The organism is Pseudarthrobacter sp. ATCC 49987, from assembly GCF_009928425.1.
GTDB lineage: Bacteria > Actinomycetota > Actinomycetes > Actinomycetales > Micrococcaceae > Arthrobacter.
In genome coordinates this window covers 1,234,469-1,247,427 of record NZ_JAABNS010000001.1, presented here as the reverse complement: position 1 = coordinate 1,247,427, position 12,959 = coordinate 1,234,469, and the positions used below count along the sequence as shown (strand labels likewise).

The following is a 12,959-nucleotide window of genomic DNA, read 5'->3' as shown; positions in this document are numbered from 1 at the left end:
CGATTAGAAGGAAGTGATTGGCATGGTTCACGCCATCCAAATCCCACACGATGAGGATCGACCCCTTTACAAAGTAGAAGTCAACGACCTTTCAGGCATGCAGGCCGCAGTAGGTGGCCTCATCCAGGCTATCGATCTCGGCCCGCTGCACTCCACGTTCTTCGTGAACGAGGAAGGCAAGCTTGAAAAGCAGTCCATCAACCGCAGGGCAACGCTCATGTGGTGGTTGCTCTTTCCGAGCGCTCGGCACATGGACGTCATCGTTGGCGAAGCTCTCATGGTCGGACACCCCGACGAAGAGGGCAACTCAACAGATGTTCCGGAAGCTGTCACCAAGCTCCTGTTTGAAACGAAGTCTTACAAGGCCGAGTTTCAGACCTACGACCACCCGACCAAGTTCAACGGCAACCAGCGCCGCTTCGAGGATTACTTTGAAGCGGCGAACTACGGACTTGGCAAGGCCGAGAGCTGGACAGCAGTTCAGCGAGTCCGCGTCGTTCCTGCAGAGGACTGATACAAGTGACAACGGAACGGCTTACAACGCCTCCACACTGGTCTGACGTACTCAAGACGGCCCTAGAGCTGCCTGGGCAGGCTGGCAACACCTACAACCGCTTTAGAAGGTTCTCACTGGGCAACCAGGCACTGCTGATGATGCAGGGCGTCATGGAGCCAGTGAACACCTACAAGGGCTGGCTAACACTAAACCGACAGGTCAAGAAGGGCAGTAAAGCCAAAGCTATCTACGTCCCGATGTTCCGCAAGGAACCCAAGGAACGCAAGGGAGAAGGTGAGGAAGAGAAGCGGCTGTCTGGCTTCAAGCTGGTGCCGTCAATGTTCGGAGTATCTGAGACTGACGGCGACGACCTACCCGAGTACGAGCCGCCACATTGGAGCAAAGAACTGGCACTCAGGAAGCTGAGCGTTACTCAGATCAGTTACGACCTGATTGACGGGAACACTCAGGGCTACAGCCTTGGGAAGCAGTTCGCGATCAACCCGGTCGCGGTCTACCCGTTCAAAACGCTGCAGCACGAACTCAGCCATATCGTCGCCGGCCACACAAGCCCCGACGAGCTGGAAGAGTATCGATCCCATCGAGGCATCAAGGAATTTGAGGCTGAGGGATCGGCTTACCTGATTCTTAACGAACTAGGTGTCACTGACAAGTTCGACGCCGCCGAGAGCCGGGCGTATATCCAGTCCTGGTTGAAAGACCAGAAGCCGGAAGAGCCGAGTATCCGCCGCGTCTTTACAACCGCGGACCGCATCGTGAAGGCAGGAATGCCGGAAGGAGAGGAAGAAGATGTCCAAGGCGCTGTTGATACCAGCCGACAACCAGCTGCCGCTTGAGGTTTGTGATTTCGCGGACATCAAGGCGCTGGAAGATGTGCTGGGCGGGACAGGTGAACGGTTCCCCATGAATCGGCCGGATGCATCGCTATTTCACAACGAGAGCGCGCCCTATCTCGATCTGCCGACTAACCGACGAGCAACGCTGGCGCTTTGGTGCCACGCAACCTCTCGTAGGGGAAAGCAGGCAGTAGTAGGTGACTCAGTTCTACTCGGTCCACTCACTGAACAGGGCGAGCTACAGGATGTTCCTCAGTGGTACGTGATGCTGTTTCTTGAGACTGATCGTTTCAAGGTACATGCACAGCGACTTGAGGACATGGCTTGGCGAGAGCACGAGCGCGTCTTTGATGACTGGGAACAGGCGTACACCTCTGTCCTGCTACACGCGGAACGGAACGCGATGATTTCACAAGTACGTGTTGTTCCTGCTTCCTGATCGTGGAAGAGCCTCAGTTCAAAAGACTGGGGCTACTTTCATTTTGAGGACAAGTAAAAGACCCCTTCTTTGCGTGAGTAAACTCAAAACGCAAAGAAGGGGTCGCTTTAGTGGTGATTGCTCACCGTAGACGAAGACCACCTCCTATGTCAGGCCGATCGAAGCGGAGAAAATCCGGTCCTTCTACCTCTTGTCGAATCTGCCTTCGCCAAGACGTCGGCGCTGACCACCTTGTCGAACTCGGCCTGCGTGCAGATGACCTGCTCCGTTTCGCCGTTGGCCCGACGGAGTTCCAGTTCAACCACGTTGGCGAGGCGCTTGATGGACGCCAGCTCTTCTGCCGAAGCGTCGAACACCTTGTTCTCTGATCGAACGACGACGGTTACAACATCTTCGTCTGCAAGTTCCTTCCCTGTAAGGTCAGAAACCCTTATTGACTTGAAAGCCATTGCAATCACGCTCCTAATGTGCAAAACAAAAGCCGGTTGCTAATGTTTCTTGCGCCTATTTATGAGGCAAAGGCTTAATAAAGTCAACAATAAAGAGTATAATAGTTATTAGATGCAAGGCTTTAATATCGCTCACTATCTGAAGAAGTCCACCGACTCTAGTTCGGTTCCACTTCGAGTGAAGAATAAAGCTACTCTCTCGGCCATCGCCGCACTAATAGGCAAGAAGTAAGAACGGCTACTATCCGTTTCTAATCCTGTTGATTATCAGGAACGCGAGAACGAGCACGACTGTAGCTATAAAGAGCACTGTGACAGCGACCTGCGCACTAAGCCCAAACCACGTTGTTAGGGCAGCGGTCAAAAGCGTGTAAAAGATGAAAACGACTATGATTCCTAAGGCCATAAAAGGACTATCGCACGAATAGCCTAATAGTTCGATAGGCGCTATTCTTGTGGAGTGCAATAGACCTTGACGCTTCGTCAAGGAACAACACGCCGCGGTGCGCCCGTGATGCGGCGCCGGGCCGCGGCAGTCCGGAGCCCCCTCCGATGATGGCAGCGGACGTGGCTGTGTGATGCGGGTTTTCATACGGGGGCCTGCGCACGAGTTGAAGTGAGGCTGAGGTCAGCGAGCAGAGCGAATGGATGGCCGTCACCTCCATGGCCTCGGCGTCGCCCAGGTCAGGCAGGAGTCCGGGAAGCCGTTCGGCCAGCATCGTTTTTCCCGCGCCCGGCGGGCCGGTCAGCAACAGATGGTGCGCGCCGGCGGCCGCGACTTCCAGCGCTCTCCGGGCGTCCCCTTGCCCGGAGACGTCGCACATGTCCGGTGGGATGAAGGAAACCGCGTCGGTTCCGGCGTCGGGTCCGCCGGGCTCGGGCGCGGGCTCGAAGTCCAGGGCCAGCTCCTGCGGATCAGCGCCGAAGTCGAAGGCCAGGCGGGCCAGGGTGGCGTAGCCCTGCACCCGGGCGCCGGGCACGAGTTGGGCTTCGGCAGCGTTTGCCTGCGCCACGACAATGTCGGCGTAGCCTGCCCGTACCGCAGCCATGACGGCGGGAAGGACCCCGCGGACAGGCCGCAGCCTGCCGTCCAGTCCGAGTTCGGCGATAAAAACAGTCCGGCCGGTCGACCGGACATCATTGGAGGCCAGCAGGGCGGCCATGGCGATTGCCAGGTCGAAGCCTGAGCCGCGTTTGGGCAACGAGGCCGGAATGAGGTTGGCCGTGATCTTCCGGCGGCTCAGCGGAATGCCGGAGTTCTGGGCCGCCGAGCGGATCCGTTCCTTGGCCTCATTGAGCGAAGCGTCGGGCAGCCCAAGGATGATAAACGCCGGGAGGGTCTGGCCGATGTCGGCCTCCACTTCAACGATGTAGCCGTTCAGCCCCACGAGGGCCACCGAGTAGGTCCGGCCGAGCGCCACCTACCCCACCCCCCTGAGGTGTTCCACGCGGGGGTCCGCAATGCCGTCGTCGAGCACGGAAACGACGTCCACCCGGCGCAGGGCCATCCGGAGGTCATGGTCACGGCACCAGGCTGAGGCCAGGCGGTGCAGCCGCGCCAGCTTGTCCAGGCCGACAGCTTCGAACGGATGCCCGTACGCGAGGGACCTGCGCGTTTTCACTTCGGCGATGACCAGCGTGTCGCCGTCGAGGGCGACAATGTCGATTTCGCCCTCGGAACACCGCCAGTTTCGGTCCACTATCCGCATGCCCTGGGCTTCGAGGTATCCGGCCGCGAGTTCTTCCCCGCGCCGGCCCAGCACGTCCTTTGCTCTCATGTAACCAGCGTGCGGCGCCGCGGGAGGACAGCCCAGAGTGTCAGGGCGCTATGTGGATAGCCAACGCCAGGACGGTGGTGTGGAGGAGGAGTGGCCCGGCGCTCCCCTGCTAGCCCCCTGAAAACATGATCAGTTCCCCAGGTCGCCGACCTTGGGCAGCGCGAGCTCCTCGTTGCGCGGGAGTTCCTCGACGTTGACGTCCTTGAACGTGATCACCCGGACGCTCTTGACAAAGCGGGCGGAGCGGTAGACGTCCCAGACCCAGGCGTCCTGCAGCGTCAGGTCGAAGTAGACCTCGCCGTCGGCGCTGCGGGCCTGCAGGTCAACGTGGTTGGCCAAATAGAAACGCCGTTCGGTCTCGACCACATAGCTGAACAGCCCGACAACGTCCCGGTATTCGCGGTAGAGCTGCAGCTCCATATCGGTTTCATAGTTTTCAAGGTCCTCGGCACTCATGGTTCCATCTTGCACCATCCGGCGAGGCCCGCGAGCCACGGCCCGTCGCGCAGCACCCCCGGCAACCCGGTTGCCGTGCGGTCCGGGACGGTCCGGATGTCAGTCAGCGAGCAGCTGCCAGCTCACACGGTGGTACGGCGTGGTCCCGGCGGTGCGGAGGGCGTCCTTGTGGGTGGCGGTGCCGTAGCCCTTGTTCACGTCCCAGCCGAAGGCCGGGTATTCGTTGTGCAATTCGCGCATGATGCCGTCGCGTTCCACCTTGGCCAGGATGGAGGCTGCGGCAACGCTCAGGCACTGCATGTCGGCTTTGACCAGCGTGTGCACGGGCGCGTCGCAGCCCGGCTCCGCGGGGCCGGCGTCGAAGAGGGACGGCTGGGTCTCCGGTGAGAGCCAGTTGTGGCTGCCGTCCAGCAGCACGACGTCCGGTGTCACCCCCGCTGCAAGGACCGCCAGCCAGGCACGCGTGCCGGCGAGCCGGAGCGCGGCGACGATGCCGAGGGCGTCGATCTCTTTCGCCGATGCATGGCCGACGGCGGAGGCCACACTCCAGCTCCGGACCAGCGGGACCAGCCGCTCACGGTCCGCCACCTTGAGCAGCTTGCTGTCCCGCACGTCGGCGAGCAGCGTCAGCCGGTGGAGGTCCACGACCGCGATTCCCACGCTGACGGGTCCCGCGAGGGCGCCGCGGCCCACCTCGTCGACGCCGGCGACAAGCTGTGCGCCGGAGCTTCGGAAGCGGCGCTCGTAGTCGAGGGTGGGCGCGTCGGACATGGCAGCAGCCGCTACTTTCCGGCCGGGGCGGGCACGCCGCGGAAGACGTCGGGGTAGTTGTCCAGGGCGCCGATGCGGTTCAGCGGCCAGGCAATGACGGCGGCCCGGCCTTCGATGTCGGCGATGTTGACGAAGCCGCCGTTGCTGTCTGTGTGGGCCCGGGAGTCGGCGGAGTGGTTCCGGTTGTCGCCCATCACCCAGACCTTGCCTTCTGGGACCACAACGTCGAATTCGCGGACCTGGGGCACTTCGGCGGGGTTGATGTAGGACTCGTCCAGCGGCGCGCCGTTGACCATGAGCCGGCCGCCGGCGTCGCAGCAGACCACATGGTCGCCCGGCAGGCCGACGACGCGCTTGACGAGGTGCTGCTCCGAGTTGTCCGGGAGCAGCCCAATGAACGTCAGCCCGTCCTGGACCCAGGTGAAGGGGCCGGCCGCCTTCTGCGCCGCAGGCACCAGCCAGCCCTGGGTGTCCCTGAACACGACGACGTCGCCGCGTTCCAGGGCGAAGGGTTCCGGGACCAGGAGGTTCACGAAGATACGGTCGTTCACGTCCAGGGTGTTGACCATGGATTCTGACGGAATGTAGAAGGCCCGGAACAGGAAGGTCTTGATCAGGAACGACAGCACAATGGCGACGAGCACCACGGTGGCCACTTCCTTCACCCAGAGGAACAGCGGGCTGTGGCGTTCCTGGGCCCTGGCCCGGCGCACACGCTTGGAGGTACCCCCGGCATGGGCCGGTCCGCCTGCAGCCGCCACATCCCGGTCCGGGGTTGCTGCGGCCGGCACATCCCGGGCCGGGGCCTGCGGCAGCTGCGAGGTCGGATAGGCGTGGGTGGCCGGATAGCCGCCGCCGGCCAGGGGCCCGGGATCCGTGCGGAATCCAGCCTCCGCGGCATGCTCCGTGGCGGGGATCGCCGAGGAGGTGACCCGGGGCTGATCCTGCCCCTGCGGATCGGGATTCCGGGGTCCGGTCTCGGGCATCTACTGTCCGTTCTTCGCTGTCGTTGTGGCGGCCCCGGAGGGCCTTGCTACTGCTGTAAATCTATCAAGCGGCCAGATGATCTGTACCGGCCTGCCGATCACCCGCTCCTGCGGGACCATGCCTCCGCCGGGGGCGCCCAAAAGACTGCGGGAATCTGCGGACAGGGAGCGGTGGTCGCCCATCAGCCAGAGCCGCCCGGGCGGAACGAGCACACTGAATTTCAGCTCGCTCGGGACGTCACCGGCATAGAGGTAGGGTTCCGCAACTTGCTGGCCGTTGACTGTGAGGTGGCCGCCGGCATCGCAGCAGACCACGTGGTCGCCGGGGAGGCCGATGACGCGTTTGATGTAGGTGTTGTCACCGCCGGAAAGGCCGATCCAGTGCCCGGCGCCGCCCAGAAAGTCCAGCACAGGACCGTTGCCGCTGTTCAGCGGGGCGAAGGAGCCGCGGCCGTCGAAGACGACGATGTCGCCACGTGCCGCCGGATCGGCGCGGAAGTCCGTCCGTGACACGAGGATCCTGTCCCCTTCGCGGAAGAGCGGCTCCATCGAGGCGGAGGGGATGTAGTAGACATCGAGCCATAGCGAGCGGACCAGGCCGCTGATGAGCACGGCCAGCACCACGGCCAGCAAAACAAAACGCCAGCCGAGTTTCCTGGGCTGGCGTTTTGTCTGTTCCATGGTCCGTATCCTCTAACGCTTGACGTGAACAGCGCTGTTGCGGATGCTCCGGCGCTGGCCGGACACGGTCCGTGGACCCGCGGTGGAAGCCTGTGGTGACGTCTGGAAGGCTTACTTAGCGGTCTGGAAGTCGCGCTTTTCCTTGATCTTGGCGGCCTTGCCGCGCAGGTTGCGCATGTAGTACAGCTTGGCGCGGCGCACGTCACCCTTTGAGACGAGCTCGATCTTCTCGATGATCGGGGAGTGCACCGGGAACTTGCGCTCCACGCCAACGCCGAAGGAGACCTTGCGGATGCTGAAGGTTTCGCGCAGTCCGTCGCCGTGGCGGCCAAGGACGAAGCCCTGGAACACCTGGACACGGGAGTTCTTGCCTTCGATGATGTTCACGTGAACCTTGAGGGTGTCACCCGCGCGGAAGACCGGAATATCGGTGCGCAGCGAGGCTGCATCTACGGAATCGAGAATGTGCATTGATTCACTCCTGGTGAACGCCACAGGTCCTTCACGTTGGGTCACGGCGGCCAAACCCGGGCGAACTAATGGCCCGGAGATTCCCGTCGAAAATTTGTGAATCCGGCTCCGTCAGGACTTGACGGGACCGGGGTGCCGCGCTGTTGATTACGCTCCCCCTGTGGCAGGTTCGCAGCCCAGCAGGCACAAGGACTAATTTTGCCATACCCGGGGCCATCCAGCCAATCCGGTCAGGCGGAATTACCGCCGGCGTCGGGGCGGCGTTCCAGGCGGCCGTCGACGACGGCGTACCCCAGGTCCGCAAAAGCGGTCCGGTCCGCGCGGGGCAGCTTGCCGGCGTCGAACCCGGCGAGGAGGTCCGGGCGCCGTTCGGCGGTGCGCCGGTACTGCTCGTGCCGGCGCCACTGGGCGATCTTGCCGTGGTTGCCGCTGAGCAGCACCGCGGGGACCTCGCGGTCCCGCCAGCTCGAGGGCTTGGTGTAGACGGGGTACTCCAGCAGGCCGTCCGAGTGCGATTCCTCCACGAGGGATTCAGGGTTGCCAACAACGCCGGGCAGCAGGCGCCCGATGGCCTCCACCATCGCCAGCACTGCCACTTCGCCGCCGTTGAGCACGTAGTCGCCGAGGCTCATCGGCCGCACCGTGAAGTGGTCGGCCGCCCATTCCATGACGCGCTCATCGATGCCTTCGTAGCGCCCGCAGGCGAACACCAGCCGGTCTTCCCCGGCGAGCTCGTGGGCCGCGGCCTGGGTGAACCGCTCCCCCGCCGGGGACGGGACGATCAGGACCGGCTTGGCTGCCCGCTCCGGGCCGGAACCGCCCGGACGGTCTGCCGCAACGGACGCCAGGGCCTGGGCCCAGGGCTCGGGCTTCATGACCATGCCGGCGCCGCCGCCGTACGGGGTGTCATCCACGGTCCTGTGGCGGTCCGTGGTGAAATCCCGGAGGTCGTGGACGTTGAGCTCCAGCAGCCCGTCCTGGCGCGCCTTGCCGATCAGCGACAGTTCCAGCGGTGCCAGGTACTCGGGGAAGATGGTGACGACGTCGATCCTCATTTAGGCGTTGTCTCCGGCGTCTGCAACTTCGGAGGCGGCACCGGCGGACGCCGGCTTGTCCCCGGCCTTGGACTCGTCCTCGGCGTTGACCTCAAAGAGTCCCGGCGGCGGGGTGACCAGCACATAGCCTTCCCCGACGTTGACCTCGGGGACGATCTGCTCCACGAAGGGGATCAGGACTTCCTTGCCGTCGGTCGCGGTGACCACCAGCAGGTCCTGGACCGGAAGGGTGTGGAGGCCGGAAACCTTGCCGACCACCTGGTCACCGACGCGGACATCCAGGCCTTCGAGTTCGTGCTCGTACCAGCCTTCGTCGTCGTCATCGTCGTCGAGCTCTTCGGTTTCGATGAAGAGTTTGGCGCCGCGGAGGGTCTCCGCCTCGTTGCGTGTCTCGATCTCCTCGAAGGCGAGCAGCAGGATGTCCTTGTTCCAGCGTGCGCTGACGATGGTCAGCGGACCGGCGGTGGCCGGTTCCACCACGAACTGGGTCCCCGGGACGAAGCGGTCGCCGGGCGCGTCGGTGAGCACCTGGACGGTCACTTCGCCGCGGATGCCGTGGGGCTTGCCGATTCGTGCCACCTGAAGCTGCATCTGTTCCTCTGTTCGGGGTTGGTGATTGTGTGGATTTACGGGGGAAAACAGTCCGGCCCCTCCACCATTATCTGGTGAAGGGGCCGGACTCAAGACAAGTGTTGCTGAAAGCGTTACCGGCGGCGGTCGGTGTCGACGACGTCGACCCTGACCGGCTCGCCATCCGCCAGTGCAGCCACCACAGTGCGCAAAGCGCGTGCGGTGCGGCCCTGGCGGCCGATCACCCGTCCGAGGTCGTCCTGATGAACGCGCACTTCGAGGGTGTCCCCGCGGCGGTTGTTCTTGGCACTGACCTTGACATCCTCAGGACTGTCAACGATCCCCCGGACGAGGTGTTCGAGCGCTTCTGCCAGCAATTTACTCAGCCTCGGTGGTCTCTGCTTCGGCGTCGGCGGGAGCCTCGGCTGCATCGTCCTTCTTGGCCTTCTTGGTGATGGCTTCCGGGATGATCACGGAACCCTTTTCCGGGGTAACGAAGGCAGCCTTGGGAGCCTTGGTCTTCAAGGTGCCCTCCTGGCCCGGGAGACCCTTGAACTTCTGCCAGTCACCGGTGATCTTGAGGATCGCGGCGACCTGCTCGGACGGCTGTGCGCCGACGCCAAGCCAGTACTGGGCACGGTCCGTGTCGACCTCGATGTACGAGGGCTCTTCGGTCGGGTGGTACTTGCCGATTTCTTCGATGGCACGGCCGTCACGCTTGGAGCGTGCGTCCATGACGACGATGCGGTAGTACGGTGCGCGCATCTTGCCAAAGCGCTTAAGGCGAATCTTTACGGCCACTTTTGTGGTCACTCCTGTTTCTGAAACGGGGTCGAGCCCGGCGTTCTGCACCCGTGGGGCGGGCCGTACTAGGGGGTTCTAAAAGGACAAGATCCGGACGCGGAGAGAGGGGCCACGCAGATCAAGTACCTGTTCATTGTGCCAGATCAGCGCGGGGATTTCGACTTGACACCCGCAAGCGGTCCGTTCGGCGGCCTGACGGCGCGTCACGCTGTCCAGACATAGAGTCCGGACTTGCTGGCCGGATCGACGGCGGCGGCGAGTTCGGCGAGCCGGCGGACATAGCGGACGGCCTGCTCCGCACCGAAGGGCATGTCCTCCTCGGCGGCCCAACCTTCGGCGACGTCTTCCAGGACGTCGCCTTCGCCCTCAGTCTCGTAGCTGAGCAACTCGGCGAGGGCGCGCACCATCGCCGGCGGAACCCCGAGCAGGGAGTCGCTGGCAACATCGACCATGGCCAGTTCGTAGTCCGCGCCGGCTGCGTGGACGGCAGTGCCGGCCAGATCGCCCAGGCGCTCGATTTCGAAGTCGGTGATATCCGCAATCCGGACGGCAGCGGGGGCCGCGGGAGCACCGCCGTCGAGGGCGGCAGCACGTTTGAGGGCTTCATCGTGGGTGGAGACAAAGACTTCGGTGAATCCCATGGAGCTCGTCCTTAGATGTCTGGCGGCGCTGGGCCGCTGTTTTCGGCGTCGCTTCAGCCTAGCCGGTTCAGCCCTGCCCGCCCGGACTGGACATGCCCTCCCCTGGCCGTGACCCATGGACATAAAGCCACTATGTCCCCTGCAGGCCGCGACCGGTGGACATGCCCCGCGGTCCTGCCCGGGAAAGTGGACATGCCCTCCGCCCACGCGGTCGCGCCGCGCCTCACTTGCCCGGCCCAGTGGACATGCCCGCGCTCCCGCCAGGGAACTTGCCCGGCCCAGTGGACATGCCCTCCCCTGAGCTGCACGAAGGGACACGTGGCCACGATGCCCATTCGCTGCCGTCAGCGCTGGACATGTCCCGGGGGCCGAGCCGACGGTGTCCAGCAGGGCCGGCGGTGGCGCCGGGAACGGCGTGGGCTCAACGAACGGCGACGCGGATCCGGTTGCGCCACGGATCCTCGAAGCGCAGTTCGGCTCCGGTGTGGTGGGACTGGACCCCTGCGGTCTTGAGGCGGTCGGCGAGAGCTCCGACGTCGTCCCCGGCCGGTACTTCGATCAGCACCTCGCCGAGTCCCAGGGTGTCCCGGCGGGGTCCGGCACCCCGGCTGTTCCAGACGTTCATGGCCATGTGGTGGTGGTAGCCGCCGGCCGAGACGAACAAAGCCTGCCCGTGCCAGCCCGCCGTCTTTTCGAACCCGAGGGTACCGACATAGAAGTCCTGGGCGGACTGGACGTCACCAACCTGCAGGTGGACGTGCCCGACGCCGGCCTGGGCCTCGCGCTGTCCGCTCACCGATTCCTCGGTCAGGAACTGCTCGAGGTACCGCTGAGGCGGCAGGGCCAGGCTGTCCATGACCACGTTCTTGCCCTCCCAGGACCAGGCATCGCGGGGCCGGTCCCAGTAGAGCTCGATGCCGTTGCCCTCGGGGTCGGTGAAGTAGAAGGCCTCGCTGACGAGGTGGTCAGCGCTGCCCGCAAAGGACTGCGGCTCGAACTGTGCCGCGCTGGCGACGGTGGCGGCGAGGGACGGCTGGTCCTCGAACAGCAGGGCGGTGTGGAAGAGACCGGCCTCGCCGCGGGACGGAACGCTCAGTCCGGGCGCAGGCGCGAGGTGGACCAGCGGCTTCTGCCGGCGTCCAAGGTAGAGGCCGCCGTCCTGCTCGGCCACGATGTCGAGGCCCAGGGCGCGCTGGTAATAGTCGGTCATGAGCTTCATGTCGCCGACCTTGAGCATCACGGTGCCCATGGTGAGTTCGGCGGGAAGAAGGTCCTGGGTGCTGGCTTCTGCGGTCATGTGATCACTCCGGTGCTTCAACGGCCACCGACCTTCGATGACCCTAACGTAGAGTTAAATTACTTGAAGCTTCAATTTATTCCCAGTGGCCTGATTTGGTGCTAGCGGACGACTTCTCCGCGCAGCACGATGTTCTTGAGGTCCTGCAGGGTGGCGAGATTGCTGCGCGGGTCCTCGGCGCAGACAAGGACGTCGGCGCTGGCACCCCCGGTGATGCCGTCCGCACCCAGCCAGTCCCGGGCGGCCCAGGCGCCTGCGTCGAGCGCCGCCCGGGCCGGGAGCCCGGCCGCGTGCAGCGCCTGGAGCTCGTCGACGATTCGCCCGTGTTTGATGACGCTCCCGGCGTCCGTCCCGGCGAAAATCGTGACACCGGCTTCGAACGCTTCCAGGACACGTTCTGCCCGGCGCTCCCAGAGTGAGCGCATATGCGCTGCGTACCGGGGGAACTTGGCCCCGGCCTGCGCGGCGATGTCGGGGAAGGTGGCGATATTGATGAGCGTGGGGACGATCGGCACGCCCTGTTCGACGAATCGCGGCAGGTGCCGCGGGAGCAGGCCGGTGGCGTGCTCGACGCAGTCGATCCCGGCGTCGAGCATGTCATCCAGGGTGTCTTCGGCGAAGCAGTGTGCCGTGACCCGCGCGCCTTCGTCGTGGGCGGCTGCGACTGCGTCCCTGAGCACCGCGGCGGGAAACGAGCCGGCGAGGTCACCGGCGTCGCGGTCGATCCAGTCCCCCACGAGCTTGACCCAGCCGTCGCCGGCGCGCGCCTGCTTGCGTACGGCCTCGACCAGGTCGCGGGGTTCGACCTCGACGGCGAAGCCCCGCAGGTACCGCCTCGTCCGGGCGATGTGCCGGCCCGAGCGGATGAGGCGCGGCAGGTCCGCCCGGTGCTGGATCCAGCGGGTGTCGTGGACGGCACCCGCGTCGCGGACCAGCAGGGTGCCGGCATTCCGGTCGGTGACGGCCTGGTGTTCGGCCAGCTGCTCCGGGACGTCCCCGCCGGGGCCGAGTCCGATGTGGCAGTGCGCGTCGACCAGCCCGGGAATGACCCACCCCTCGAGGACGAGGTCCGGGGCGGCCGCGGGACGGTCAAAAGTCAGCCGGCCGTCCACCGACCATAGGCCCGGGCGTTCCTGGTCGGGGCCGGTCAGGACGGGGCCGGCGAACTCGATGATGCGGGTCATGGCTTGAAGCCTAATCCGCAGACC

Annotated in this window: 17 protein-coding genes and 1 pseudogene; 3 read left to right on the top strand and 15 right to left on the bottom strand. The window is 64.5% G+C overall.

All coding sequences use genetic code 11. The features are described 5' to 3' along the window. Window positions 1–22 precede the first annotated feature (22 nt). From GXK59_RS05820 to GXK59_RS05810, 3 genes are read left to right on the top strand one after another with little or no spacing between them, the layout of a single operon-like run. A complete protein-coding gene (locus GXK59_RS05820; RefSeq protein WP_160665081.1) occupies window positions 23–514 on the top strand; it encodes a DUF3846 domain-containing protein in 492 nt (163 codons plus the stop codon). 5 nt (window positions 515–519) lie between these two features. Next, entirely contained in the window at window positions 520–1,353 is an 834-nt protein-coding gene (locus GXK59_RS05815) for an ArdC-like ssDNA-binding domain-containing protein (protein ID WP_160665079.1), read from the top strand. Further along, window positions 1,307–1,792 (top strand): DUF3846 domain-containing protein, encoded by a 486-nt coding sequence (locus GXK59_RS05810; RefSeq protein ID WP_160665077.1) that lies wholly within the window; start codon window positions 1,307–1,309, stop codon window positions 1,790–1,792. The genes GXK59_RS05815 and GXK59_RS05810 overlap by 47 nt, the downstream gene beginning before the upstream one ends. A 149-nt stretch (window positions 1,793–1,941) precedes the next feature. Here GXK59_RS05810 and GXK59_RS05805 read toward each other — a convergent pair whose 3' ends face one another. The 15 genes and pseudogenes from GXK59_RS05805 to GXK59_RS05735 form a co-directional block, all read right to left on the bottom strand. After that, window positions 1,942–2,241, bottom strand: coding sequence for a hypothetical protein (locus GXK59_RS05805; protein ID WP_160665075.1), 300 nt, complete (start codon window positions 2,239–2,241; stop codon window positions 1,942–1,944). A gap of 476 nt (window positions 2,242–2,717) precedes the next feature. Next, window positions 2,718–3,662, bottom strand: a pseudogene (locus GXK59_RS05800) (ATP-binding protein); the annotation flags it as partial. Further along, window positions 3,663–4,019, bottom strand: a complete 357-nt coding sequence (locus GXK59_RS05795) for a YraN family protein (RefSeq protein WP_160665073.1) — start codon at window positions 4,017–4,019, stop codon at window positions 3,663–3,665. It abuts the pseudogene before it with no gap. Window positions 4,020–4,148: 129 nt separating this feature from the next. Next, a complete protein-coding gene (locus tag GXK59_RS05790; protein WP_024368249.1) occupies window positions 4,149–4,475 on the bottom strand; it encodes a DUF2469 domain-containing protein in 327 nt (108 codons plus the stop codon). Window positions 4,476–4,574: 99 nt separating this feature from the next. Further along, a complete protein-coding gene (locus tag GXK59_RS05785) occupies window positions 4,575–5,246 on the bottom strand; it encodes a ribonuclease HII (RefSeq protein ID WP_160665071.1) in 672 nt (223 codons plus the stop codon). An 11-nt stretch (window positions 5,247–5,257) separates the two neighbouring features. Next, window positions 5,258–6,232, bottom strand: a complete 975-nt coding sequence (gene lepB, locus GXK59_RS05780) for a signal peptidase I (RefSeq protein WP_237393798.1) — start codon at window positions 6,230–6,232, stop codon at window positions 5,258–5,260. Then, window positions 6,233–6,913 carry a signal peptidase I gene (gene lepB, locus GXK59_RS05775; protein ID WP_160665070.1) on the bottom strand — a complete coding sequence of 227 codons (681 nt, stop codon included), beginning with the start codon at window positions 6,911–6,913 and terminating at the stop codon, window positions 6,233–6,235. A gap of 111 nt (window positions 6,914–7,024) precedes the next feature. Next, a complete protein-coding gene (gene rplS / locus GXK59_RS05770) occupies window positions 7,025–7,384 on the bottom strand; it encodes a 50S ribosomal protein L19 (RefSeq protein ID WP_024366586.1) in 360 nt (119 codons plus the stop codon). Between the two features lie 230 nt (window positions 7,385–7,614). Beyond that, window positions 7,615–8,439 (bottom strand): tRNA (guanosine(37)-N1)-methyltransferase TrmD, encoded by an 825-nt coding sequence (gene trmD / locus GXK59_RS05765; protein ID WP_160665069.1) that lies wholly within the window; start codon window positions 8,437–8,439, stop codon window positions 7,615–7,617. After that, window positions 8,440–9,030, bottom strand: a complete 591-nt coding sequence (gene rimM / locus GXK59_RS05760) for a ribosome maturation factor RimM (RefSeq protein ID WP_160665068.1) — start codon at window positions 9,028–9,030, stop codon at window positions 8,440–8,442. Between the two features lie 113 nt (window positions 9,031–9,143). After that, complete coding sequence (locus GXK59_RS05755) at window positions 9,144–9,386, bottom strand: RNA-binding protein (protein ID WP_056426755.1); 243 nt, start codon at window positions 9,384–9,386, stop codon at window positions 9,144–9,146. A gap of 1 nt (window position 9,387) precedes the next feature. Further along, window positions 9,388–9,810 (bottom strand): 30S ribosomal protein S16, encoded by a 423-nt coding sequence (rpsP, locus tag GXK59_RS05750; RefSeq protein ID WP_024366590.1) that lies wholly within the window; start codon window positions 9,808–9,810, stop codon window positions 9,388–9,390. Window positions 9,811–10,016: 206 nt separating this feature from the next. Continuing rightward, a complete protein-coding gene (locus tag GXK59_RS05745; protein ID WP_160665067.1) occupies window positions 10,017–10,454 on the bottom strand; it encodes a hypothetical protein in 438 nt (145 codons plus the stop codon). Between the two features lie 421 nt (window positions 10,455–10,875). Beyond that, window positions 10,876–11,751, bottom strand: a complete 876-nt coding sequence (locus tag GXK59_RS05740) for a VOC family protein (RefSeq protein WP_160665066.1) — start codon at window positions 11,749–11,751, stop codon at window positions 10,876–10,878. A gap of 101 nt (window positions 11,752–11,852) precedes the next feature. Further along, the gene (locus GXK59_RS05735; protein WP_160665065.1) at window positions 11,853–12,935 is read right to left on the bottom strand and encodes an amidohydrolase family protein; all 1,083 of its coding nucleotides are present in this window, start codon (window positions 12,933–12,935) and stop codon (window positions 11,853–11,855) included. Window positions 12,936–12,959 lie beyond the last annotated feature (24 nt).

Coding starts and splice junctions, on each gene's coding strand:
- GXK59_RS05820 (WP_160665081.1), top strand. CDS start 23: ATGGTTCACGCCATCCAAATCCCACACGATGAGGATCGACCCCTTTAC.
- GXK59_RS05810 (WP_160665077.1), top strand. CDS start 1,307: ATGTCCAAGGCGCTGTTGATACCAGCCGACAACCAGCTGCCGCTTGAG.
- GXK59_RS05805 (WP_160665075.1), bottom strand. CDS start 2,241: ATGGCTTTCAAGTCAATAAGGGTTTCTGACCTTACAGGGAAGGAACTT.
- GXK59_RS05795 (WP_160665073.1), bottom strand. CDS start 4,019: ATGAGAGCAAAGGACGTGCTGGGCCGGCGCGGGGAAGAACTCGCGGCC.
- GXK59_RS05790 (WP_024368249.1), bottom strand. CDS start 4,475: ATGAGTGCCGAGGACCTTGAAAACTATGAAACCGATATGGAGCTGCAG.
- GXK59_RS05785 (WP_160665071.1), bottom strand. CDS start 5,246: ATGTCCGACGCGCCCACCCTCGACTACGAGCGCCGCTTCCGAAGCTCC.
- lepB (WP_237393798.1), bottom strand. CDS start 6,232: ATGCCCGAGACCGGACCCCGGAATCCCGATCCGCAGGGGCAGGATCAG.
- lepB (WP_160665070.1), bottom strand. CDS start 6,913: ATGGAACAGACAAAACGCCAGCCCAGGAAACTCGGCTGGCGTTTTGTT.
- rplS (WP_024366586.1), bottom strand. CDS start 7,384: ATGCACATTCTCGATTCCGTAGATGCAGCCTCGCTGCGCACCGATATT.
- trmD (WP_160665069.1), bottom strand. CDS start 8,439: ATGAGGATCGACGTCGTCACCATCTTCCCCGAGTACCTGGCACCGCTG.
- rimM (WP_160665068.1), bottom strand. CDS start 9,030: ATGCAGCTTCAGGTGGCACGAATCGGCAAGCCCCACGGCATCCGCGGC.
- GXK59_RS05745 (WP_160665067.1), bottom strand. CDS start 10,454: ATGGGATTCACCGAAGTCTTTGTCTCCACCCACGATGAAGCCCTCAAA.
- GXK59_RS05740 (WP_160665066.1), bottom strand. CDS start 11,751: ATGACCGCAGAAGCCAGCACCCAGGACCTTCTTCCCGCCGAACTCACC.
- GXK59_RS05735 (WP_160665065.1), bottom strand. CDS start 12,935: ATGACCCGCATCATCGAGTTCGCCGGCCCCGTCCTGACCGGCCCCGAC.